This window comes from Novosphingobium sp. P6W, assembly GCF_000876675.2.
In the GTDB taxonomy this organism is placed as follows: domain Bacteria; phylum Pseudomonadota; class Alphaproteobacteria; order Sphingomonadales; family Sphingomonadaceae; genus Novosphingobium.
This window is the reverse complement of the sequence record NZ_CP030352.1, coordinates 720304-741566: the sequence shown is the minus strand read 5'-3', so window position 1 is coordinate 741566 and position 21263 is coordinate 720304. Positions and strand designations below refer to the sequence as shown.

The 21263-nt window shown below is 63.6% G+C and carries 23 protein-coding genes; 10 read left to right on the top strand and 13 right to left on the bottom strand.

Annotation, left to right across the window (positions count from 1 at the left end):
* The first annotated feature begins 3 nt into the window (after positions 1–3).
* Both TQ38_RS03690 and TQ38_RS03685 read left to right on the top strand, forming a co-directional pair.
* Positions 4–348 carry an arsenate reductase family protein gene (locus tag TQ38_RS03690; RefSeq protein ID WP_043972271.1) on the top strand — a complete coding sequence of 115 codons (345 nt, stop codon included), beginning with the start codon at positions 4–6 and terminating at the stop codon, positions 346–348.
* Between the two features lie 118 nt (positions 349–466).
* Positions 467–1105 (top strand): class I SAM-dependent methyltransferase, encoded by a 639-nt coding sequence (locus TQ38_RS03685; protein WP_043972272.1) that lies wholly within the window; start codon positions 467–469, stop codon positions 1103–1105.
* 93 nt (positions 1106–1198) lie between these two features.
* Here TQ38_RS03685 and TQ38_RS03680 read toward each other — a convergent pair whose 3' ends face one another.
* Positions 1199–2044, bottom strand: coding sequence for a lipoyltransferase (locus TQ38_RS03680; protein WP_240197938.1), 846 nt, complete (start codon positions 2042–2044; stop codon positions 1199–1201).
* A gap of 90 nt (positions 2045–2134) precedes the next feature.
* Here TQ38_RS03680 and lipB point away from each other — a divergent pair, with 90 nt between their 5' ends.
* Both lipB and TQ38_RS03670 read left to right on the top strand, forming a co-directional pair.
* Positions 2135–2821, top strand: a complete 687-nt coding sequence (gene lipB / locus TQ38_RS03675; protein WP_043972274.1) for a lipoyl(octanoyl) transferase LipB — start codon at positions 2135–2137, stop codon at positions 2819–2821.
* Entirely contained in the window at positions 2818–3132 is a 315-nt protein-coding gene (locus TQ38_RS03670; protein ID WP_043972275.1) for a hypothetical protein, read from the top strand. The genes lipB and TQ38_RS03670 overlap by 4 nt, the downstream gene beginning before the upstream one ends.
* A 38-nt stretch (positions 3133–3170) precedes the next feature.
* On the opposite strand, the gene TQ38_RS03665 is transcribed toward TQ38_RS03670, so the two are convergent.
* The 4 genes from TQ38_RS03665 to otsB all read right to left on the bottom strand — a co-directional run bounded on the left by TQ38_RS03665 (position 3171) and on the right by otsB (position 7847).
* Positions 3171–3425, bottom strand: a complete 255-nt coding sequence (locus tag TQ38_RS03665) for a hypothetical protein (protein WP_043972277.1) — start codon at positions 3423–3425, stop codon at positions 3171–3173.
* 210 nt (positions 3426–3635) lie between these two features.
* Positions 3636–5057: an alpha,alpha-trehalose-phosphate synthase (UDP-forming) gene (otsA, locus tag TQ38_RS03660; protein ID WP_043972280.1), complete on the bottom strand. Its 1422-nt coding sequence runs from the start codon at positions 5055–5057 to the stop codon at positions 3636–3638.
* Positions 5058–5148: 91 nt separating this feature from the next.
* On the bottom strand, positions 5149–6990 hold the full coding sequence (locus TQ38_RS03655; protein WP_043972283.1) for a glycoside hydrolase family 15 protein: 1842 nt from the start codon (positions 6988–6990) through the stop codon (positions 5149–5151).
* Positions 6987–7847: a trehalose-phosphatase gene (gene otsB / locus TQ38_RS03650; RefSeq protein WP_370059785.1), complete on the bottom strand. Its 861-nt coding sequence runs from the start codon at positions 7845–7847 to the stop codon at positions 6987–6989. The genes TQ38_RS03655 and otsB overlap by 4 nt, the downstream gene beginning before the upstream one ends.
* Before the next feature lie 365 nt (positions 7848–8212).
* Here otsB and TQ38_RS03645 point away from each other — a divergent pair, with 365 nt between their 5' ends.
* From TQ38_RS03645 to TQ38_RS03625, 5 genes are all read left to right on the top strand, one after another.
* Positions 8213–8965 (top strand): HAD-IIB family hydrolase, encoded by a 753-nt coding sequence (locus tag TQ38_RS03645; protein ID WP_043972285.1) that lies wholly within the window; start codon positions 8213–8215, stop codon positions 8963–8965.
* A gap of 42 nt (positions 8966–9007) precedes the next feature.
* Positions 9008–9565 (top strand): hypothetical protein, encoded by a 558-nt coding sequence (locus tag TQ38_RS03640; RefSeq protein WP_043972287.1) that lies wholly within the window; start codon positions 9008–9010, stop codon positions 9563–9565.
* Between the two features lie 87 nt (positions 9566–9652).
* Positions 9653–10111: a Dps family protein gene (locus TQ38_RS03635; protein ID WP_043972289.1), complete on the top strand. Its 459-nt coding sequence runs from the start codon at positions 9653–9655 to the stop codon at positions 10109–10111.
* 54 nt (positions 10112–10165) lie between these two features.
* The gene (locus TQ38_RS03630) at positions 10166–10783 is read left to right on the top strand and encodes a 6-phosphogluconolactonase (RefSeq protein WP_043972291.1); all 618 of its coding nucleotides are present in this window, start codon (positions 10166–10168) and stop codon (positions 10781–10783) included.
* Positions 10784–10833: 50 nt separating this feature from the next.
* Positions 10834–11247, top strand: coding sequence for an NUDIX domain-containing protein (locus tag TQ38_RS03625; RefSeq protein WP_240197937.1), 414 nt, complete (start codon positions 10834–10836; stop codon positions 11245–11247).
* On the opposite strand, the gene TQ38_RS03620 is transcribed toward TQ38_RS03625, so the two are convergent.
* The 6 genes from TQ38_RS03620 to TQ38_RS03595 all read right to left on the bottom strand — a co-directional run bounded on the left by TQ38_RS03620 (position 11240) and on the right by TQ38_RS03595 (position 17340).
* Entirely contained in the window at positions 11240–12349 is a 1110-nt protein-coding gene (locus tag TQ38_RS03620) for a DUF1972 domain-containing protein (RefSeq protein ID WP_043972296.1), read from the bottom strand. The genes TQ38_RS03625 and TQ38_RS03620 overlap by 8 nt on opposite strands.
* 81 nt (positions 12350–12430) lie before the next feature.
* The gene (rfbB, locus tag TQ38_RS03615) at positions 12431–13498 is read right to left on the bottom strand and encodes a dTDP-glucose 4,6-dehydratase (protein ID WP_043972299.1); all 1068 of its coding nucleotides are present in this window, start codon (positions 13496–13498) and stop codon (positions 12431–12433) included.
* Positions 13491–14348, bottom strand: a complete 858-nt coding sequence (rfbD, locus tag TQ38_RS03610; RefSeq protein WP_043972301.1) for a dTDP-4-dehydrorhamnose reductase — start codon at positions 14346–14348, stop codon at positions 13491–13493. Before rfbD ends, rfbB begins: the two co-directional genes overlap by 8 nt.
* Positions 14345–14890 carry a dTDP-4-dehydrorhamnose 3,5-epimerase gene (rfbC, locus tag TQ38_RS03605; protein ID WP_043972303.1) on the bottom strand — a complete coding sequence of 182 codons (546 nt, stop codon included), beginning with the start codon at positions 14888–14890 and terminating at the stop codon, positions 14345–14347. Before rfbC ends, rfbD begins: the two co-directional genes overlap by 4 nt.
* Positions 14887–15786, bottom strand: coding sequence for a glucose-1-phosphate thymidylyltransferase RfbA (gene rfbA / locus TQ38_RS03600; protein ID WP_043973351.1), 900 nt, complete (start codon positions 15784–15786; stop codon positions 14887–14889). Before rfbA ends, rfbC begins: the two co-directional genes overlap by 4 nt.
* Before the next feature lie 393 nt (positions 15787–16179).
* Positions 16180–17340, bottom strand: coding sequence for an N-acetyltransferase (locus tag TQ38_RS03595; RefSeq protein ID WP_205316068.1), 1161 nt, complete (start codon positions 17338–17340; stop codon positions 16180–16182).
* Between the two features lie 165 nt (positions 17341–17505).
* On the opposite strand from TQ38_RS03595, the gene TQ38_RS03590 reads away from it, so the two are divergent.
* Positions 17506–18600: a fatty acid desaturase gene (locus tag TQ38_RS03590; RefSeq protein ID WP_082057566.1), complete on the top strand. Its 1095-nt coding sequence runs from the start codon at positions 17506–17508 to the stop codon at positions 18598–18600.
* 87 nt (positions 18601–18687) lie between these two features.
* Here TQ38_RS03590 and lptG read toward each other — a convergent pair whose 3' ends face one another.
* Both lptG and lptF read right to left on the bottom strand, forming a co-directional pair.
* Positions 18688–19785 carry an LPS export ABC transporter permease LptG gene (gene lptG, locus TQ38_RS03585; RefSeq protein WP_043972307.1) on the bottom strand — a complete coding sequence of 366 codons (1098 nt, stop codon included), beginning with the start codon at positions 19783–19785 and terminating at the stop codon, positions 18688–18690.
* A 1-nt stretch (position 19786) separates the two neighbouring features.
* Positions 19787–21013, bottom strand: a complete 1227-nt coding sequence (lptF, locus tag TQ38_RS03580) for an LPS export ABC transporter permease LptF (RefSeq protein WP_043972309.1) — start codon at positions 21011–21013, stop codon at positions 19787–19789.
* Positions 21014–21263 lie beyond the last annotated feature (250 nt).

Below are 21263 nucleotides of genomic sequence, written 5' to 3'. Positions count from 1 at the left end.
TTCATGAACGCCACCATCTGGCACAACCCCGCCTGCGGCACCTCGCGCAAGACGCTGGCGATTCTCAGCGAAACGCACGGCCTCGATGTCACTGTGGTGGAGTATCTCAAGACCCCGCCGAGCGCCGAAAAGCTGGGCCAGCTTTACCGCGATGCCGGCATCACCCCGCAGCAGGGCCTGCGCCTGCGCGGCACCGATGCGGCCGAACGCGGCCTGCCGGAAGCCGACGACAGGACCGTGCTGGAAGCCATGGCCGCCCAGCCCGCACTGATCGAACGCCCGCTGGTGGAAACCGACAAGGGTGTGCGCCTGTGCCGCCCCCAGGACCTCGTCCACGAGATTCTCTGAGGCATTTTTCCCTTCGTCCTGTCTCATCCACAGGTCCCATCGCCTTGCAATGGTGCGGACAATCTGCCACCGCATGGCACATTCATGACATCATAACCTTGCGAGAGCTTACCTCAGCATGACCAGTACAGAGCTTGCCCGAGAGGCGCTGCCCCAGCGAATCAAACGCAAGATCAAACAAGGCATGGGGCCATGGGGCGTGTTCCTCGAAGGTTTCCTGCGCAATCCGGTGATGGTCGGCTCGATCATCCCGTCGTCGCGCTTCACCATCAACCGCATGCTGTCGAAGGTCGACTGGCCCAGCTGCAAGCTTTTCGTCGAGTACGGACCGGGCGTGGGCACCTTCTGCCAGCCGGTGCTCGACAAGCTGCCGCGTGACGGCATGATGCTGGTGATCGACACCAACCCGCTTTTCATCGACTACCTGCGCAGCACGATCCGCGACAGCCGCTTCGTCGCGGTGCTTGGATCGGCGGCGGACGTCGAGGAAATCGTGCGGGCGCACGGGCATGAAAAGGCGGACTATGTATTGTCTGGCCTGCCCTTCTCGACCCTGCCGGACGGCGTGGCCCCGGCCATCGCCGCGGCCACCTACCGCGTTATCCGCAAGGGCGGCGCGTTCCTGGTCTACCAGTTCCGTCCCAAGGCGAAGAGCTACATGGCCAAGCACTTCAAGCGCATCGATGACGCGATCGAGCCGATCAACGTGCCGCCCTGCTTCATGTGGTGGGGCTGGAAGGACGAAGACGAAGGCTGAGGTTTCACCCTCGGCTTTTGCCGCCTGAAACGAAAAAGGCCGCCCGCTCGTCAACTCGAGCGGGCGGCCTTTTTCGTTCGTCCTATGCGCTGGCTATTCGAAAGTGCTCGCGACGGTATCGGCCGAAGGTCCGGCCAGTTGGCGGTGCGTCTGGCTGAGCACCGCGGCAAGAACGATGCTTGCCGCCGCCCCGATTGCGCCTGAAACCAGACCCATCACCAGCACGGCGATATTGCCTTGGCCCAGCACCAGCATCACCGGCCCTACCACCACCAGGGTCGAGATCAGCGCGAGCGCGAAATACCCCACCATGAGCAGCGTGTAGAACCCGAAAAGACGCAGGCTATTCCCGCGCGTCAGGCGCCATGAACGCGCCATCGCCGCAATCGGATTGCCGATTTCGTCATTGACGATCACCGGCACCACCAGCGAAAACTTCACTGACGCATACGTGAGCGCAAGCAGTACCAGCACGATCGCCAGGATCGAACCGGCACCTGCCGCGCCGACCAGCGTGAACAGTCCCACCAGCAGCATCGAGAACGCCACCGTGGCCAGCATCGTGCCGACGAAGCCGACGACGCCGACCGCAAACAGCGAAGGCAGCGCACGCAGACCCGCCCCGATCGATTCGCCCACTGTCGGCCTTCCCCGGTCGCTGATGAGCGCCGTGACGGAAAGATAGCCGATCATCTGCGCCAGCATACCGCCCAGGCCGAATCCCAGCAGCAGTCCCATGTTGTCGCTCATCAGGCGGTTCATCACCTGCGGCTTGTTCATGGATTCCATGATCTGTGTCTGAAGGTCTGTCAGGAATACCGTTGATAGCAGCGTGGGCAGCAGGAAGAACACGCCGCCCAGCGCCAGCAGCACCTCGCGATTGGCGCGAACGGCGGCCATGGCGTCGCCCCAGGCCCGGTTGCTGTCGAACTTCATCATTCACTCCACACCAAGGCTTTGCCCTAGTGTAGAGCCGGGTTCGCCTAAAGGCACTTGATAACCGCAGGGAATGACGCCACGCAACGCGCCATGACGATTCCCGCAATTCTTCCGGGTGATATCGAGCTGCGCATCTCGAGCGAGCCGGTCCCCTATCGCGAGGCGCTGGAGGAGATGACCGCGCGCAATGCCGCCATCGCCGCCGGCGAAGCACGCGAGCTGATCTGGCTGCTCGAACATCCGCCGGTCTACACCGCCGGTACCAGCGCCGCCCTGGACGAACTTCTCGACCCGCGTTTCGAGGTGGTCGAGGCCGGGCGCGGCGGACGCTACACCTATCATGGCCCGGGTCAGCGCATCGGCTATGTCCTGCTCGACCTCAAGAAACGTGCCCGCGACGCGCGCGGCTTCGTCCACGGCCTCGAAGGCTGGGTGATCGAGACCCTGCGCGATTTCGGAGTCGAGAGCTTTCGCGCCGACGGCCGCATCGGCATCTGGACCACCGACGTCGACAGCCGCGAGGCGAAGATCGGCGCCATTGGCGTGCGCATCCGCAAATGGGTGACGATGCACGGCTTTTCGGTGAACATCCGCCCCGACCTGTCGCACTTCACCGGCATCGTGCCATGCGGTATCGAGGAATTCGGCGTAACCAGCCTGGCACGCCTTGGCCGCGAGGTCGATTTTGCCGCTTGGGACGAAGCGATGATCGCCCGCGCGCCGGTATTCCTTGCCGCCCTCGAAAGCCCCTGCCCCCGTTCGGAGACCGCAGAATGAATGCTTCGCGCCTGATGATCCTGACGGCCGCCGGCACGGTCCTCCTGCTGGGGGGCTGCAACAAGAGCGCCGATGACCAGCCGAAAGCGGCCGCCGGCGGCGACCTGCTGCCGCGTTCCGCCAGCGACGATATGCTGCCTTACGACACCGTCCGCTCGCAGGCCTCGCTCTCGGCCCCGGATGCGGTGCTGGTCGATGATGCTCCTCGTAGCGCAAGGCCTGCTGCCGCGGCATCGGCCGCTGCCGAGGATGATGTAGTCACCGATCCGGTCACCCCGGTCGATCCGGCTTCGGTGACGCGCGCGCAGTAAAAGACAGCCGCCAGCACAACCGAGCCGTGGAACTCGGTTTAGGCGGCGTTGAAATGTCGCAGGATCTTGCCGTCCAGCGGTTCCTTGAAGCGCACCGCAATACGGCGGGCATTTCGTTGCGTGGCGGTCGCCGCGAAGGGCCCCATCGCCCCGATCCACAGTGAAAAGTCGGCATCGAACATGCCCTGCGGCGCGTCGGTTTCGAGGTCGCAACCCTCGTCCGCCAGCTCGCATATGCGCACGTGGGCCTTGCTGCGGGCGCTGACGCACTCGCCGTACAGGATCATTGTCATTGTCTTTCAGCCGTCCGGTTGCCCGGCGTCCTCTTTATTGTTTTTTTGGTCGGCTGATACAGGCACCGCCTCGCCCAGCCAGCGAGGTTCTGCCTCGCACCCACTCCTGATACCTGACCTAAAGGTCAGAACGGTTTCAGGCGAGTGTCAAATTTATGATGGACGAAAGGACCCTCCGAATAACCGGGAGGCCCCTTCGTCCGGGTCTGTTCAAGCGGCTTCGTTGTGCGACAGATCGCTATCGGCGGGCTCTTTTTCTGTCCCGACAAGCGCCTTCACGAACTGTTCGCGCCAATGGATCACGTCCTCCTGCCTGACCGAGGCAAGCAATTTGGCATGGCGACGCTTGCGCTCGGCCAGCGGCATATCGAGCGCGCGCTTGATCGTTTCCGCCACGTGTTCGACGGAGTGCGGGTTGACCAGAAGCGCCTCTTTGAGCTGCAGTGCCGCGCCCGCGAACTGCGATAGGATCAGCACGCCGGGGTCCTCGGGGTCCTGAGCCGCGACATATTCCTTGGCCACCAGATTCATGCCATCGCGCAGGGGCGTGACGAGCCCGATCTCGGCGGCACGGTAATATCCGGCAAGCTGCGCGCGGGGATAACCGCGGTTGACGTAGCGGATCGGCACGAAACCCACATCGGCATGGGCGCCGTTGATATGGCCGGTCTTGCGCTCAAGATCCTCGCGAATCTGCTGATAGCTGGCAACATCGCCCCGGCTCGGCGGCGCGATCTGGAGCAGCACCGCATCGCCGGCCTGTTCAGGATGGTCGGAGAGGAACCGGGCAAAGCTCTCGAAACGTTCGCCCAGGCCCTTGGAATAGTCGAGGCGGTCGACCCCGATCAGGATCTTGCGGCCGCGCACGCTCGACTTGAGGACATTGTAGGCTTCCTTGGCCTCGTCACTTTCGCTCGCCTCGGTGAATTCCGCAAAATCGATACCGATCGGGAACGCACGGGCCACCACCTTGCGCCCCTTGTAGTCGATCGAATTGTCGAGGTTGACCTTGAGACCCATTTCCTTCTGCACATAATGCAGGAAGCTCTCCAGCCACTCGGTGGTCTGGAAACCCAGCACGTCGTATTCCAGCATCGAGGCGACAAGGCGCTCATGGAAGGGCAGCGACGCCAGCAGGCGCGTGGGCGGCCAGGGCGTGTGCAGGAACAGGCCCATGCGATTCTTCACGCCCTTCCCCCGCAGGATCGAGCCCAGCGGCAGAAGATGGTAATCGTGGACCCAAACGAGGTCATCCGGCTCAATCAGCGGCAGCACTGAAGCCGCAAAGCGTTCGTTTACCCGCTCGTATCCCTCGCCGAAGTTGCGGTCATATTCGGTCAGGTCGATACGGTAGTGGAACAGCGGCCAGAGCGTGCGGTTGGCGTAGCCGTTATAATATTCGTCGATGTCCTGCGGCTCGAGATCGATGGTGGCGGTGGTGACATCGTTATTGCGCTGCATGTCGAGGTGGCCGGTGAATTCGGCGGTTTCCTGCCCCGACCAACCGAACCAGATGCCCCGGTGCTCACGCAGGGCGGAATTGAGAGCCACTGCCAATCCGCCCTGGGCCCCGGCGGCGCCGGCGGCCTTGGGTACGCTGACCCGGTTCGAAATGACGATCAATCGGCTCATGTGTAGTCCCCTGTCGCGCCCGGCAAAGGGCGCTTCGTGGTAAGGCCGCGCTTTTCGGCGCAGGCATGGAAGGGCAGGACGTCCGGCATTTTCAACGCCAGTCCCGCCAGGACCGGGACAGCTGCCCGGCACAGTTGATGATCCCCACCAGCGAATACGTCTGCGGGAAATTGCCCCACAGTTCACCGGTCTCGAAATCCATATCCTCGGACAGCAGCCCCGACTTCGTGCGGTGCGCCAGCATCGCCTCGAAGATACGGCGCGCCTCCTCGTCCTCCCCGCTGCGGTGAAGCGCCTCGATCAGCCAGAAGGTGCAGATGTTGAACGCGGTTTCCGGCAGGCCGAAATCGTCTTCGCTGTCATAGCGCAGCATGTGCTCGCCCCGGCGCAGAGCCTTCTGCACGGCTTTCAGCGTCGCCTTGAACCGGGGGTCGTCGGCCGGGAGATACCGCAGCTCGACCATCTGGAGCAGGCTGGCGTCAAGCTGCGAACCGCCGAAGCTGGCGGCATAGTGTCCACCCGCGTCGTGGCCCTCGACCAGATGCCATGCGTTTTCGTCGATATGGGCGCGCACGGCATCGGCCCGCTCGCGCCAGAGCGCGGCGCGGTCATGCAGGCCCAGGTGCTCGGCGGCATTCGCCAGCCGGTCGCAGGCCGCCCAGCTCATGACGCTGGAATAAGTATGGATCGCGGTACGTGTGCGCAGTTCCCACAATCCGGCATCGGGCTGGTCATGGGTCGTCCAGGCCATCTCGCCAATCTGCTCAAGGCCGCGGAAATCGTCCTCGTTGGCGATGCGCAGCAGGCGCTGATCCCAGAACGCCTGGATCGAGGGCAGGACGATCTGGCCGTAGCAGTCGTTCTGCACCTGATAGTAGGCCGCATTGCCCACGCGCACCGGGCCGGTATTGCGATAGCCGGGAAGGTCTGGCGCCTCCCACTCGATGATCTCCTTGGCGCCGCTCACCGCATAGAGCGGCTGGACCACGCCGTCCGGCGCATCGGCCACAATGTTGCGCAAGTACGCAAGGTACTTCTCCAGCACGTCGAGCGCGCCCAGGTGATTGAGCGCCTGCACGGTGTAATAGGCGTCTCTGATCCAGCAGTAGCGGTAGTCCCAGTTACGCTGGCTGCCCGGAGCCTCGGGGATCGAGGTGGTGAGCGCGGCGACGATCGCGCCGGTCTCCTCGTGCTGACACAGCTTGAGCGTTATCGCGGCGCGGATCACCGCATCCTGCCAGTCGAGCGGGGTTGCGAGGCCGCGTACCCACATCCGCCAGTAATGCCCGGTCTTCTGCAGCATGGCATCCACGTCATGCTCAACATTGCCGTTGAACGGCTCGTCCGGGCCGAGGAAGAAGTGCAGCGGCTTTTCCAGCCGGAACCAGCGCTCGTCGAGGACATAGCCGACCGGACAATCGGTCGTCAGGCGCATGGCGTTGCGCTCCACCAGGTAGCGCACGTGGTTCGACCCCTGTGTGATCGGTGCCAGCTTGGCGCCGTAGCCGCTCATCGGGGTGAGGATCGTGCGGATGCGCGGCGCGCCTGAAACGGGGCGAATGATGCGCGCGTAAGCGACCGGGCGGTACATCCGCCCGTCGCGCTCGAACCGGGGGGCGAAGTCGTAGATATCCACCGCACCGCCATTGGCATCTTCCAGCCGCGTCACGAGGATCGGTGTGTTGCGCAAGTAGCGCTGGCTGGCCGAGACCTGGCCCTCCAGCTCGAAGCGCCAGGTGCCGGCGTCCTGCCCCTTGTCGCCGCGCAGGAGGGCGCAGAAGGTCGGGTCGCCGTCGACACGGGGCACACAGCCCCAGACGATCGCCCCGGCCTCATCGATCAGTCCGCTGACCTGGCAATTGCCGATCGGCCATAGTTCCAGAGTGCTGACGGGATCGGGCGAAGACACGGCAGGAGTAGTGGCGGTCGTCATGGGCGAATCTCTCCTTCGGGCCTGGCGGCGGGCGCTGATGCGAGCCCGTCTTCCAGCCAGTTGTGGACGGCGGCGACGCCGGGCAAACGCAGCGAGGCGGCGGTGGTGCGCATCGGCCCCACCAGCACACCCTGCCCGCCCAGATGACGAACCGCCCGAAAGGCGTCCTCGTCGGTAACGTCGTCGCCCAGGAACAGCGGGGCGGCGCCGGCAAAGGCGGGAAGCCCCATGAAACGAGTGACGGCAGTGCCCTTGTCGGACCCTGGCATCGCCAGTTCGATCACCTGCTTGCCGTGCTTCATGGCAAGCCCGCGCTCTTGTGCGAGCGCCTGCGCGCAGGCCAGCAGCCCTTCCAGCGCCTCGGGATGGCGGCGGTAGTGAACGGCAACGCTGAATGGCTTGGGCTCGACCAGCAGGCCGCCATTGGCCGACGCGAAACTCTCCAGCGCAGTGACCACGGCGGCGGGCAGCGGATCGGCGAGCGGCTCGACCTCGGCTCCGGCCCGAGCGCGGAATTCACCCCCGTGCGAACCGGCGACAGCCACTTCGACCGGACCGAGCAACCCTTCGAGCGCCGCGATCGAACGCCCGGTGACGATCGCCAGGCGGCCGCCAAGATGCTGCGAAAGCGCGGTGACCACACCCGCGAGGTGAGGCGAAACCACGACCGCATCGGGATGATCGGCGATTTCCACCAGCGTGCCGTCGAAATCGAGGAACAGGGCGATGTTCGCGCCGGGATCGAGCGGAGGAGGAAGCGGCAGGTCGTTTTCTGCGGCGAATGTAGGCTCTGTCTGCGATCGACCGGCCATCTGCGGATTGTTCGCCGTTGGCACGCTCGCTTGAAAATTGGTCATCGGTGCTCGCTTCGCCCCCGGTTGGCATGGATCAGCGGCGCGGCATCGAAAACCACGCACGGGCCGGGCGGCCCCGTTCCACCACCCGGGCCATTAGCCGAACGGCCATGCGCCCGCGTTGTTCCCTTGAGTTTCCAGTTTTCGCCGCAGTGCAACACGTCCGCCATTACATGGGGCTAAACTGCCGAAGATCGACCGCTTTGGATCGAAACTTTTTTGCAACTGCGAATGAAATCGCGGTAACCGAGGGGCCAACTGCCGCATTGGCCCTTGCCTGTTGGTCCGCGCCGCGCTTTGGATACGCCGGTGCGTTCCCGGGCGACCGGCGCGGATGATATGGCCGAACTGGCGCGAAAGGCGTGTGAATGAAGAAAATAGTGGCGTTCGATCTCGATGGAACCCTGGCGCTGAGCAAGCAGCCGCTGACCGACGAGATGGCCGAGCTGCTGGCCCAGTTGCTGACGGTGGCTCAAGTCGCCGTGATTTCGGGCGGGGACTGGCCCCAGTTCGAAAAGCAGGTCGCCAGCCGCCTGCCCGCCCATGCCGACGTTTCGCGTCTGTGGATGCTGCCCACCAGCGGCGCCAAGCTGTATCTTCACCGCGAAGGCGCCTGGGAAGCGATCTATGCCGAACTCTTCACCGACGAACAGAAGGCCGAGATTCTTGCCGCCTTCGACGCTTCGCTGGCGGCGACCGGCTTCACCCCGGAAGAAGTCTGGGGCGAACGGATCGAGGATCGCGGCAGCCAGATCACCTTCTCTGCGCTGGGCCAGCAGGCCCCGCTCGATGCCAAGGAGCACTGGGACCCGGACTTCGCCAAGCGCAAGGTCATCCAGGCCGATCTGGTCAAGCGCCTGCCCGGTGTTTCGATCAACCTGGGCGGCGCGACTTCGGTCGACGTGACCCAGCCCGGCATCGACAAGGCATGGGGCCTGCGCCGCCTGTCCGAGCGTAGCGGCGTGGCGGAGGCGGACATCCTGTTCATCGGCGACGCCATCTTCCCCGGCGGCAATGACTACCCGGCCAAGGCCATGGGCCTCGACACCGTCTGCGTGCGCGACGCCGCCGATACCGCCAATGTGATCACCGCCATCATAGCCTGCCAGAAGGCCGGGTAAACCGTAGCGCAAGGCCGGGAATGCGGGCATGAAGAACACCTGATGCCCGCATTTTACCTTACCCTGATCGCAGTGCTGCTTGCCGGCTTCGGCGCCCGCGATCAGGTGACGATCGCAGGGCTTGGCCTGCGGCAGGGCCAGCGGCCTGCGGTGCTGGTCACCGCAATCCTGGGCGCACTGCTCAGCGCGTCGTTCGCGGCTTATGCCGCACACTTCATGCTGGAGCAGTTGCCGCCGCCCGCCCGCACCATATTCGCGGCCATCGCGCTGGGACTGGCCGGGCTTGAATCGATGATCCTGGCCCCGCGCCGCGACCCGCGCGAGCCGACAAATTCCCTTGGCGCACTGGGGATCGTCCTGCTTGCCCAGCAGGTTATGGACGCTGCGCGCTTCGTCATCTTCGGCATGGCGGTCGGCTATGCAGCGCCTTGGCATGCCGGGGCGGCGGGAATGCTGGGCGGCGTCATCCTGGTTACGTTCGCCTGGGCACGGCCGGACCTGCTCGGCACCCCTCTCGCGCGGTGGACAAGGCGGCTGGTCGGGGGCTTGCTTGTGCTTGCCGCAAGCACGATGTTCCTTTCGGAATTCGGGATTCTCTGATCGCGATTTGCGATCGAACCTGTGCTTTTCATTCGCGTTGCCAATTTATAGAACCGTACACAACGAACCGCAGAAGAGGGAACCGACATGACTTCCAAGGACAACTCGAAGGCCGCGCTGATCGACAGCCTCAACGGGCTGCTGGCGGATACCTTCGCGCTCTACGTCAAGACCAAGAACTTCCACTGGCACGTGCGCGGCCCGCAGTTCCATGACCTGCACCTGCTGTTCGACGCCCAGGCGGCCGAAGTCTTCGGCCTGACCGACCTCATCGCCGAGCGCGTGCGCAAGCTGGGCGGAACCACGCTGACCTCGATCGGCGCCATCGGTGCGAAGGCCACGATCAAGGACGAGGATGACACCAGCCTGGATGCGATGGCCATGGTCAAGGCCCTGTTCGACGACAACACCGCCTATGTCGCCACGCTCAAGGCGACCAAGGAACTGGCCGGCGAAGCTGGTGACAACGCCACCGACGGCGTGATCGACGACTGGACCGACCAGGCCGAGCAGCGCGCCTGGTTCCTGCGCGAGATCATCGCGTAAGAGATTTCACCCGAGAGATTTCACATCGCATGGGGGAGTGCTAAAGACTTCCCCATGCCTAAGATTGAAATGATCGAAGGCGCCGACGACGGCGCCATCGCCGCTTGGTTCGCGCAGCGCCTGCGCGCTGCCCTGGCCATGTCTCCCGAAATCGCCGTGACCGTCCCCGGCGGCTCCACCCCGTTCCCGATCTTCGATCGGCTGGCGAAGGAAGCCCTGCCTTGGCCGCGTATTTCCGTGTGGCCGGGCGACGACCGTATCGTCGAGGAAGACCACCCCGCCAGCAACGTAGGCAAGATCCGCGCCCGGCTCGAGCCGGCCGGTGCCCGCATCGTGCCGCTGGCGCAGGATGCGCAGCCCCCGCACTTCGCTGTCGCCTGGCTGGGCATGGGCGGCGACGGCCATGTCGCATCGCTGTTCCCCAACACCGATCCGCGCCCGAACGATTCGCAAGCAGTGCGCCGCCTCACGCCCGATCCGCTTCCCCCCGAGGCGCCGTTTGACCGCCTCAGCCTGACGATCCCTTCGCTGGTGAACAGCGACGAGATCGTTTTCGTGATCCGCGGCGCCGACAAGCGCGCTGTTTTCGACGCTGCCGTGAAGGGCGAAAACGACCTGCCCGTCGCCCGCCTGTTGAAAGCCGCGCGGCACAAGGTCACCTGTTTCTGCTGAACCTGATCCCGGCGCCGCTGCACCGCGCGCTCTACCGACTGGCCCATGCCGTGCGCGTGCAGGTCTGGCGGGTATGGCGACCCGATGTGCACGGCGTGCGGGTCATCGTGCTCGACGGGCAGGACCGCGTCCTGCTGGTCCGCCACTCCTACGGTTCCAATAAATGGATGCCGCCCGGCGGCGGCATGCGGCGCGGCGAAGACCCGCTGCTTGCCGGCGCGCGCGAACTGTTGGAGGAAACCGGCTGCCGCATCGTCCAGCCGCGCGTGCTGCAGATCAGCGACGAGAAGCTGCACGGCACCAGCAACGCAGTGCGCATCGTACTGGGCCGGACCGGCGACGAACCCCGCGCCGACGGCCGCGAAATCATCGAAGCCCGCTTCTTTGCGCTGGATGCCCTGCCTGCGCACATGTCCGAAAGGATGGCGCAGCGCGTACAGGCCTGGGCCGCTCAGATCACTTGATGCTGCTGCAACGCTCGATCAGGGCCTGATAGGCTTCCAGGATCTGGGGCCAGGTGAATTCCTCGGTCCAGCCCCTGAGGGCATGCTCACGCAGTTCATCGCGCAGGGCGGGGCTGGCGGCCAGTTCCTCGATGCGCTTCTCGCACTCGTCTTCGTTCGCGAAATAGACGCCGGCGTCGCCCGCAACCCAGCGGTTGAACGGGTTGTCGTGAGCGATGACCGCATTGCCCGCGCCCAGCGCCTCGACCAGCGAGGGATTGGTACCGCCCACCTGATGACCATGGACATAGGCCAGGCTGAACAGGCGCAGCGCGTGAAGGTCAGGCTTGGCGTAGACGGCGCCCGGGAACACCACTTCGTCGCTGGCCGCCGCGAGGACGGAGTTCTGGTAGGCATGGTCGGGGCTGTATTTGCCCAGCACCACCAGCTTGATACCGCGCGGACGGCGGGAGAAGGCGCGCACGATCTCCAGAAGCGAGTTTTCCGGTTCCGGGCGGGCGATCACGGTCAGGAACCGGTCGCGCTCAATGCCGTAGCGCGCCAGCAGCATCTCGTCGGCAGTCTCGATCCGCTCGGCGCCGTAAGGGATCATTGTTATCTTGTCGGCCGGGGCATGGTCGGCATGGTGTTTCGCGATCTGCGGGTGATCGGCGATCAGCGCATTACCCGAAGCGGCGGCGAGGCGCTCATTGATCCACAGGTAGATCTTCTGCGGCGTCGAATACTTCGCCCGCTTCCATTCGATCCCATCCATGTTGATAAGATTGAAGCGGCCGCGCAGGCGCGCATAGACCGAGAGGAACCCGGTATTGTAGCCTAGCGTCAGCAGCAGGCCCTTTTCCCGCACGGCAGCCATAGTTGACTTCATGTCGAACTCGATGGTCCCCAGGGGACCATCGGACTTTACCGGGATGTGGACGCGGCGGCACCCTTCCCAGGTATCCTCGTAGCGCTCGCCGGTCTCGCTGCCCTGGCAATAGACGGTGACGCGCCAACCGGCCTGGACCATCCAGGGCACCAGTCGCTCGGCGAAACTTTCGAAGCCGCCGTGCGCAGCCGGTACGCCGCGAATACCCAGAACGATAAGATGCTTTTCAGCCAAGTTTAAACCGCCTGCCAGAATTCGGAAAAAAAAAAGGAACAGCCGGCCGGCGCCAGAGGCGCACGGCCAGCGTTCCGGGTATCAGCGCGTGATCGCCGCGCGCTCGAGGAGCGGCATCCACCAGTCCTCGCGCGACAGGAACCAAGCGAGGGTCTCGGCGAAGCCCTGCGGGAAGTCCCGCGCCGGCGCATAGCCCAGTTCCGAACGCGCCTTGGTTTCGTCGATGGCATAGCGGCGGTCGTGGCCCATGCGGTCGGTCACGAAAGTCTTGAGTTCGGCGCTCGGGCGTCCCTGCGCCGCCGGGGCATTGGGGAAACGCTGGGCCAGCGAAGGGTCGGCCGCGAAGGCATTGTCCACCGCGCGGCAGATTTCCTCGATGACCGTCAGGTTGGGAAGCTCCTGCCCGCCGCCGATGTTGTAGACTTCACCCGACTTGCCCTTGCGCAGGCAGGCCTCGATGCCGCGGCAGTGGTCTTCGACGTGCAGCCAGTCGCGCACGTTCATCCCGTCGCCGTAGATCGGCAGCGCCTTGCCGTTCAGGGCATTGAGCGTGAACAGCGGGATCAGCTTCTCGGGAAACTGGAACGGACCGTAGTTGTTCGAGCAGTTGCTGGTGGTCGTCTCCAGCCCATACGTGTGGTGGTAGGCGCGCACGAGGTGGTCGCTGCCCGCCTTGGAGGCCGAATAGGGCGAGTTGGGCGCATAGGCCGTGGTTTCGCTGAAAGCAGGGTCGCTGGGTCCGAGCGAGCCGTAGACTTCGTCGGTCGAGACATGGTGGAAGCGGTGCGGCTTGCCGTCGCCGTCCAGCCAGGCCTTCTTCGCCGCCTTCAACAAGCTGTGCGTGCCGATGACATTGGTGGTCACGAAGGCATCGGGCCCGGTGATCGAGCGGTCGACATGGCTTTCCGCCGCGAAGTGGACGATCGTGTCGATATCGTGATCGGCAATGATCGACGAAACCAGATCGGTGTCGCAGATATCGCCTTCGACGAGGAGCACGTCGTCCAGTCCGTCGAGGTTGTGCTTGTTGCCTGCATAGGTCAGCAGGTCGAGGACGATGATCTTGTCCTCGGGTGCGACCTTGCTGCGATAATGGACGAAGTTGGCGCCGATGAAGCCCGCGCCGCCGGTGACAATCAGATTAGCCATGGGTCTTGATCTCAGCAATCATCTTACGAAGGTTGGCGCGCCAATGCGGCGTGGGGCCGCCCAGGGCTGCGAAAGTCGACGTCTTGTCGAGCACTGAATAGTGCGGACGGGTCGCCGGCGTGGGATATTCCGAAGCGTTGATCGGGATGACCGGGACGGCCTTGTCCAGCAGGCCGGCTGCAAGGCCCTCCTCCTGGATCGCCACCGCGAAGTCATACCAGCTGCATGCGCCCGCATCGGTATAGTGGTGCATGCCCGAGATGACCTTGTCGGCCATCGTCCACAGCGCAGCGGCAAGGCCGGGCGCATAAGTGGGTGTGCCGATCTGGTCGGCCACGACGCGAACCTCGGGGCGCTCGCCCAGGAGGCGCAGCATGGTCCGCACGAAATTGCCGCCGGTGGGCGCATAGACCCACGCGGTACGCACGATCAGCGCATCTTCGCCGGCCAGCTTCTCTCCGGCCAGCTTGGTGCGCCCATAGGCGGCCAGCGGCGCGGTCGGCGCATCGGGAAGGTAGGGCACGCCGGACAGGCCGTCGAACACGAAGTCCGTCGAGACATGGACGAAGCGCGCGCCGACATCGCGGGCCGCTGCGGCCAGATGGCCGACCGCGGTCGCATTGACGGCAAGCGCGACGTCCTCTTCGCTCTCGGCCTTGTCCACTGCAGTATAGGCAGCGGCGTTGAAGACCACTTGCGGCTGCACTTCCCGCGCTACGGCAAGGACGGCGGCCGGGTCCGTGATGTCGAGCGTGTCGATGTCATGGCTGACGATTTCGGCATTGGCCGGGGCGGTTGCCGCCAGGCCTCTGCCGAGCTGGCCCTTGCCGCCCACGATCAGGACCTTCATGCGAAAGCCTCCACTTCGCGCAGCGGCTTGCCGACCTTGTCCTTAGCCGAAAGCTGCGGCTCGATGCCTTCCAGCGGCCATTCGATGCCCACTTCAGGGTCATTCCACATCAACGAATGCTCGTTGGCGGGGGTGTAGAAGGCCGTGCACTTGTAGAGGAAGTCAGTGCCGTCCTCGAGGCTCACGAAGCCATGCGCGAAGCCGGGCGGAACCCAGAACATCCGCTTGTTCTCAGCCGAAAGCTCGACCCCGGCCCACTTGCCGTAAGTCGCCGAACCAGCGCGCAGGTCGACCGCGACGTCCCAGGCGCGGCCGGCGGTCACGCGCACCAGCTTGCCCTGCGGATTGGGCTGTTGATAGTGCAGCCCGCGCAGCACGCCCTTGGCCGAACGGCTGTGATTGTCCTGCACGAAGTCCAGGTCCAGGCCCAGGTCGGCGAATATCTGGCGGTTCCAGCTTTCCATGAAGAACCCCCGGTCGTCACCGAACACGCGCGGTTCGATGATGGCCAGGCCTTCGATATCGGTTGGAATTACGTTCACGCACCAACCCCTTCCATCAGCGCATTGCGGTTCTGGAGCAGGTTCAGCAGGTAGGCGCCGTAACCGCTCTTCACCAGCGGCGCCGCGATCTGTTCAAGCTGGGCATCGTCGATGAAGCCCTGACGCCAGGCGATTTCCTCGGGGCAGGCGATCTTGAGGCCCTGGCGTTCCTCGATAATGCGCACATAGTTCGCCGCGTCGAGCAGCGAGCCGTGCGTCCCGGTGTCAAGCCAGGCGTAACCGCGCCCCATGATCTCCACCGAAAGCTCGCCCTGTTCGAGATAAAGACGGTTGAGGTCGGTGATCTCCAACTCGCCGCGCGGGCTGGGCTTGAGGTCGCGGGCCATGGCAACTGCCTGGTTGTCGTAGAAATAAAGGCCGGTAACGGCGTAGTTCGACTTGGGCTGTTCCGGCTTTTCCTCGATCGTCTCGGCCCGGCCCTCGGCATCGAACGAGACGACGCCATAAGCCTTGGGGTCGCTGACATAATAGCCGAAGACGGTTGAGCCCTTTTCGCGCGAATCCGCGTTCTTGAGCAGTTCGGGCAGGCCGTGGCCGTAGAAGATGTTGTCGCCCAGGATCAGCGCGGAAGGGTTGTTGCCCACGAAATCGGCGCCGATGTGGTAAGCCTGGGCAAGGCCGGCCGGTTCGGCCTGGACCGCGTATTGCAACTCGACACCAAAGTTCGACCCATCACCCAGCACGCTCTTGAATGCGGCCTGATCATGCGGGGTCGTGATAATCATGACTTCCCGGATTCCGGCCAACATCAGGACCGAGAGGGGATAGTAGATCATCGGCTTGTCGTAGACGGGCATCAACTGCTTCGAAACGCCCCGCGTCAGCGGGTAAAGGCGAGTTCCGGACCCACCTGCGAGAATGATACCTTTTCTCAACTCCAACCCCTTTCTGAAATCACCAAATTGTTACAATAATTTCAGTGGACGAAGTTACACAAAATCGGGAGACTTCATCGAAGCCTCCCTTATTTGAACCGCTGTAAAGTTGCCTAACATTTAGGTGCAATATCTTAGGCAATTCACTGAAATCGTAACAAACCAAACTTCGATGTAATCGGGAATAGCACGTAGCCCTCATCGGAGAATTTATGCTGCAATGCAATAGGGCAGACGCTCGCGTTATGCCTTGTTTTTTGGCGCCCTGTCGCATGCCTGTCGGCCTGAGAACTGGCATTGCCATCGCGCGAAACGATTTAGTTGCAACTACTTGCCTCTTGCCGGGCACCTCGCGCGATTACGCGGGCATATCTGGCCTATTCCAAATCGGGCTTAAAGCACCTTGTCGTAAACCGCGTATTCCCGGTTGACCTTGCTGCTGATGGCGTCGGCGATCGCGACCATGCCCTGGTTATCCTCCAGCACCCAACCGATCTCGGCGCGCTTGGTACCGAAATTCGCGATTGCGGCACGCCGGATGTATTCGATCATCATGAAGGCCAGCTGACTGGCAAGGCGCGATGACTGCAGGCTCTTGCGGACCCCCATCAGCGGCACGCGCATATCGGCAGGCTTGGGCTTGCGCAGCCACAACAGCAGCTTGATCAGCCCCAGGATCGACGGCTTTCCGCTGCGCTTGTTCACCTGCATCTGGATACCATTGAGGTCCGGCAGGGTCATCATGAACGCCACCGGCTCGCCGTCATATTCGGCGATGTGGATCAGCGCGGGATGAACCAGCGGCTTGAGCGCCTTGCCGGTATAGGCGATCTCTTCGGGCGTGAAGGGGACGAAACCCCAGTTGTCCGACCAGGCGTCGTTGAGAATCTCGCAGATGATCGCGGCATCGCGGTCGAACTGTTTAAGCTCCACCTCGCGGATGCGAATGCGCGCGTTCTTCTCGCCGGAGGAAACGATGCGCTGGATCAACGGCGGAAATTCCTTCCGCACGTCCAGATCGAAAGTGCGCAGCGTCTTCACCAGGCCATAGCCGGCGCGCTCGATCCAGCCCTGATAGGCTGCATTGTGGTGCGCCATCATCACCATCGGCGGGTGATCGTGGCCCGCGACCTGGATGCCCGGCTCCTCCCAGACGGAGAGGTTCATCGGCGCGATGACGCGCGTCATGCCCTGCACGCGCAGCCATTCCTCGGCAGCGGCGATCAGCGCGCGCGCGGTATCCTCGCTATCCGCCTCGATCGCGCCCCAGTTGCCGGTCCCGGGGCCCATGCCCTGCTCTACCGGCTGTTTCAGCGCCAGTTCATCGATATGCGCCGATATACGGCCGACAATCTTGCCATCGCGGCGAGCCAGGAAAAGCTGAACCTTGGCATGCTCGAAAAAAGGATTCTTGCCCGGCGTGAACTTGGAAATCTCTTCCGAGCGCAAATTGGGCACCCAGTTTTGATCTGCCGCATTGAGCCGATAGGCGACATCGACGAAAGCGGCGCGATCGGCCTTGCTGGAGACGGGAGTGATCACTAGTTCGGCCATGGCCACGATGCTGCCTTTGTTTCGGCTTAGGGAAATGTGTGAGCGCGACGTGCTGCGCCAAGCGGCACATTGTCAAGCCCACTACCTGGCCGACGTGTGCGGCAATACACGGCAAACCCCGTCCGAGGCACATCTTTGCCCGGATGCCTTTGGAACTCTTTGACGATGAATGTCCAGAAAGCGATCGACCCGACCACGACCAGCGCGCGCGATTCCGCGCCGTCTTCCACGTGGCATTCGCAAATGCCGGACGACAAGGAGATGCTGCGCGCCGCTGTCGAACTGACGCGCGACATCGCCGCCGCGCGTCCCGGCATCTACTGGACCGACATGCTGGCGAGCACGGCCGTGGGTTACGGCGCGCTGGCAGGTGCAATTCTGGTGGGGAATCCCCTGATCGCGGTGCTGCTAGGGCTGCTTTCGGCGCTGGCGCTTTACCGAGCGCTGCTGTTCATTCACGAACTGACCCACATCCACAAGGACGCTCTGCCCGGCTTCCGCTTTACCTGGAACCTGCTGGTCGGCGTGCCCATGCTGATCCCCTCGTTCATGTACGAGGGCGTTCACACCCAGCACCATGCCCGTACCCGCTACGGCACGCTCGAAGACCCGGAATACCTGCCGCTGGCGCTTATGAAGCCGTGGAGTCTGCCGGTATTCGCCCTCACCGCGATACTGCTGCCTCCGGCACTTCTGGTCCGTTCGGCCCTGCTGGTGCCGCTGGGCGCCCTGATTCCGCCATTGCGCACTCAGGTCTGGGGCCGCGCCTCGGCTCTGGCCATCAACCCGCAGTACCGCCGCCGTAAGCCGGAAGGCGAGTTTGCGCGCATGGTTTTCTGGCAGGAACTGGGCTGCTCGACATGGGCGCTGTCCGTCCTGGCTGCCAGCTTTGCCTGGGGCTGGCGCCCGCTGGTGATCGCGCTCTGCGTGGTGTCGCTGACGGCTTTTCTCAACCAGGTCCGTACGCTGGTTGCGCACCTCTGGGAGAACGATGGCGAGGCGATGACGGTCACGGCGCAGTATCTCGACTCGGTAAACGTACCGCCGCCAGCGCTGATTTCCTGGCTCTGGGCTCCGGTCGGCCTGCGCTATCATGCGCTGCACCACCTGCTGCCCTCGATGCCCTATCACTCGCTGGCCGAAGCTCACCGCCGCATCAGTGCACATCTGGGTGAAGCGTCGACCTATCGCAAAGCGAGCTACCCGGGCCTGACCCCGCTGCTGGCACGGTTGGCGCGCAGTACGATGGCGGCCAGGTAAGCGGGTAGTCTCAGCGTAAGAGGAGATGCCCGGACCTTCTGCGCCAGGCGAAAAGCCCCTTCCCCGGATCGGAGAAGGGGTGAAACTCTATTCCTCGGTGCGGATCAGCACCGTCTCGCCGATCAGCGCGAAGAGCAGGAAAGGCGCCCAGGCAGCGATGAACGGCGGGTAGCCCCCGAAATTGCCCATCGCCAGCGCCGCGTTGTCGAACACGAAGTAAGCGAACCCTAGCGACATCCCGATCACTGCACGGATCAGCAGCGCCCCCGATCGCGCAAGGCCGAACGCGGCCACTGCGCCCAGCAGCGGCATCAGCGCCGATGACAACGGCCCCGACAGCTTGTGCCACCAGGCCGCATCGAGGTCGGTCGTACGCCGCCCCGCTTCGTGGACGGCGTTGATCGAGCCGGCGAGCGTAAAGATGTCCTGCGCGTCCGCATCAACCTTGGAAATATAGATCTTGGCCGGCGTGATCCCCGGCGCCACCGTCGCGAAGGCAAGGCGGCTGGTGGTGGTGTTGGCCACATCGAACCTGACGGGGCGATCCAGCTTCCACCCAGGGTTCATGAAGGTAGCCCGATCGGCGCGCAGCTGCTCGACGATCATATCGTTGGCGTCGCGGCGATAGAAGGTGACGCCGTTCAGGGTCAGCGCATTGCCCTCACCGGTCAGCGACTGTGCCAGCAGCAGGTCGCGCCCGTCGGCAAGGTAGAGGTTCGCTTTCGGCCCGGTCGCCTTCGGGATCGGGCCATAGTCCACCGCGGCCCAGGCAGCGAGCGTCGCGGTCGCGCGCGTCACTACACGCTCGTTGAAGGCAAAACTGAAGCCGGCGATCACCAGTGCGGTCAGGATCAGCGGCGCCAGGACCTGATGCGCCGACAGCCCTGCCGCCTTCATCGAAATGACTTCGCTGTTCTGGTTGAGCGTGGCCAGCGTGATGATCGTGGCCAGCAGCACCGAGTAGGGCAGGAACCGCGCAACCAACTGCGGCGCGCGCAGGGTCACGTAATACAGCAACTGCATTTGCCCGTTACCCTGATGCGCCAGGATATCTCCGCTCTCGCCCAAGAGGTCGAGCACCTGGAGCACCAGCACCAGCATGACTAGGACTGCGAAAATCCGGGTGATGAACAGCCGCGCCAGATAGAACGTCAGCGTGCGCGACGGAAAGAATTCAAGCTGCATGTCAGGTCTGGTCCGCCGGAGTGGGCAGGATCGGGCCGCGCCGTGTCCGGCGCAGCAGCGACTTCACGCGCTTCAGCACCTTGTCCGACGCGGTTTCAAGCCAGCCGAGCGGCTGGCCGCCGGGCACATAGGCGATCCGCCAGTACATCCACAGGATCATCAGCGCGAAGACCAGGAACGGCCCCCACAATCCGAGAATCGGGTTGATCTTGCCGAGCGAGGCAACGTCGTTCGCGTACTGGTTGACCTTGTGATAGGCCACTACCATCACGATCGACACGAACAGGCCAAGCGCCGATGTCGAGCGCTTGGGCGGGATCGCCAGCGCCACCGCGAGGAGCGGCAACAGCAGCATCATCACGACTTCGACCATGCGGTAACTGAAATTCGCCTGGCTGGAGGCGCGCTCCTCTGGCGAAGCACTCTTGTTCCAGCCCAGCTTCAACAATTCAGGCAGAAGATATTCGCGCTCCTGACCGCCGCGCTGGCGAAAGTTCTCGATTGCAGGAAGTTCGATCGGCAGGTCGTGACGGGTGAAGGAAAGGACTCGCGGCATCTGTCCCGGCATGTCCTGGATGATCTGGCCCTGCTGCAGCCGCAGGATAATCGTATCGGGCTGATCCTTGAGCGCGAGAAAGCGCCCCTCGCGCGCGGAGATCGACATGACCTGGCCCTTCTGGTTGGCCACGCGCGCGAAGATGCCCATCAGGCGCTGCCCGTTGTCCTGGCTCTCGTCGATACGCAGGGCGATGCGGTCTTTCAGCGCCGTGAATTCGCCAACCTTGATCGAGGCGCCAAGCGCACCCGACTTAAGCTCGTAATTTAGCTCTTCGTAATAGTAGCGCGACAGCGGCTGAAGGTAGCCGACGATGGCGAAGTTAGCGACGATGAGCACCAGAGTGATGATATAGGGCACACGCAGCATGCGGGTGTAGCTGAGGCCCACCGCGCGCATGACATCGAGTTCGCTGCTGGTCGCCAGTTTGCGGAAGGCAAGCAGAATGCCCAGCATCAGCCCCAGCGGGATCGCGAGGCTGGCATATTCCGGCAGCATGTTCGCCAGCATCTTGAAGACGACGCCGATCGGCCCGCCCTCTGTCGCGACGAAATCGAACAACCGCAGCATCTTGTCCATGACAAGCAGCGATGCGGCGAGCACGAAGATACCCAGCATCGGCATCAGCACGAGGCGCAGGATATACCGGTCGATGGCGGTAATGAACTTCAACTAGAGCACTTCCCGACCGGCGTCACTGAACGTCCCTCCTCGGCCCTTAACGGTTCGCAGCCCTGAGGGCAAAGCGATTTGTCGCATTGCGATCGGGCGATGCGGGATCACGCTGTCGAACAGCACTGCAAGCGTGCCGCCAGGCGAGGTTTACAACGTGGATGGCAACGCATTGTTTCTGCGTGTGAAGCGGGAAAACGCTGAATTTCAGCGCGTAAGGCACGAAAAGCCGAAGCTCTGACCCAAGGCG